The organism is Clostridioides sp. ZZV15-6597, from assembly GCF_020657815.1.
Lineage (GTDB): Bacteria > Bacillota > Clostridia > Peptostreptococcales > Peptostreptococcaceae > Clostridioides.
Window position 1 is genome coordinate 1 of record NZ_JAGWCT010000215.1, and the last position, 1,571, is coordinate 1,571.

The 1,571-nt window shown below is 27.0% G+C and carries 2 protein-coding genes; both read right to left on the minus strand.

All coding sequences use genetic code 11. From position 1 onward, the window contains the following. Positions 1 to 1,040, minus strand: a 1,040-nt coding sequence (locus KGF52_RS20900) for an aminotransferase class I/II-fold pyridoxal phosphate-dependent enzyme (protein WP_227841506.1), incomplete at its 3' end; no start/stop codon positions are given. Between the two features lie 159 nt (positions 1,041 to 1,199). Next, positions 1,200 to 1,391: a DUF378 domain-containing protein gene (locus tag KGF52_RS20905; RefSeq protein WP_227436395.1), complete on the minus strand. Its 192-nt coding sequence runs from the start codon at positions 1,389 to 1,391 to the stop codon at positions 1,200 to 1,202. Positions 1,392 to 1,571 lie beyond the last annotated feature (180 nt).

Sequence of the window (1,571 nt, forward strand, 5' to 3'; positions counted from 1 at the left end):
GTACAGATTAATAGAACACCATAATAATTAGATAACTCTACTTGTATATTATATTTTTTTCTTAAGATATTTTCTAATTCATATCCTGTTAATCCTATATTTTTAGCAGATATAAATATTTTTGTTTTATCATTTGTACTATATATTTCAAGATTTTCATTAACATTATTTTTGAAAATGTGGATATTATTTAAAAGCTCTTCCATTAATTTTTTCCCTTTATTTTCATATATATCTACTGCTAATTCCAGTGAAGACAATAATAAATAGGAAGGACTTGAAGACTCAGTAATTCTTAACATGTTTGAAATTTTATTTAAGTCAACTCTATCTTCCTTTACATGTATCATTGATGATTGAGTAAAAGATGGAAGTGTTTTATGAGTACTTTGTATAACTACATCTGCACCTTGCTCAAGAGCTGTTTTAGGAAGTTTCTCACTAAGTCCTAAATGTGCACCATGTGCTTCATCTACTATTACTACCATATTTTTGCTATGTGCATAATTACAGATATATTCTAAATCATATGTCATTCCATAGTATGTAGGATATGTAAGCAATATTGCTTTTGCATCTAAGTTTTTATCTATTATATCAATTGCATTTATTACATTCACACCTTTTAAAATATTAGTATCTTTGCTTATTTCGCAAGGAATATATTTTATATCTACATCACCCAAAATACATCCATTTATAACAGATTGGTGACAGTCTCTATTTACAATTATTTTACTTTTAGGATTACATACTGACATTATTGCAGATTGTATTCCACAACTGCTTCCATTTACTAAATAGTATGTATAATCACTTTTAAATACCTTTGCAGTATTTTCTTGAGAGGCTTTTATAATTCCTTCTGGGGAATGTAGATTATCTGTCCCTATTATTTCAGTCGTATCCATTTTATACAAATTTTCTAATACATTTACATATCCTAATTTCTCATATATTTTTCCTTTTTTATGTCCAGGCATATGAAAAGATATTACTTCTTTATTTACAATCTCACTTAGTTCATTAATTATAAACATAGATTACTCCTTTTTACCTATTGTTATTACTTATTTGAAAACTTTGATTCCTATCTATTTTACCATTAAAAAAGATACAAATTAATCTTTTTATAAAATAAAACACCTCATTCTAAATATTTAGAATGAGGTGTCTAATATAAAAAAGTAAAAATTAAATTATTCCCTGTCATCAGACATTAAACTTGGTATTAAATACAATCCAGCTAGACCCACAACAAAGTATATTATTCTACTTATCATTTCATATGTTCCACCGAAAATGCTACCTATTAAATCTGTTCCTAGGATACCAATTGCTCCCCAGTTAAGTGCACCGATTATAGCTAAAACTAAAGCAACTTTTTTCATTTATATCACTCCTTAAGAATTAAATTTTTATGATAATCCATAATTCCTGTGTTTAGTTTTCCCAAAATGAAAAAAGAAATACGTAATTTTTTTTGTTTTTTTTAACAAAAAATAAAAAAAATTACGTGGCTACGTCCTACTCTCCCAGGCAGTTTCCCACCAAGTACCATCAGCGCTAGA

Bases quoted from the DNA above. Each gene is read 5' to 3' on its own strand.
- KGF52_RS20905 (WP_227436395.1), bottom strand. From the start codon at position 1,391: ATGAAAAAAGTTGCTTTAGTTTTAGCTATAATCGGTGCACTTAACTGG.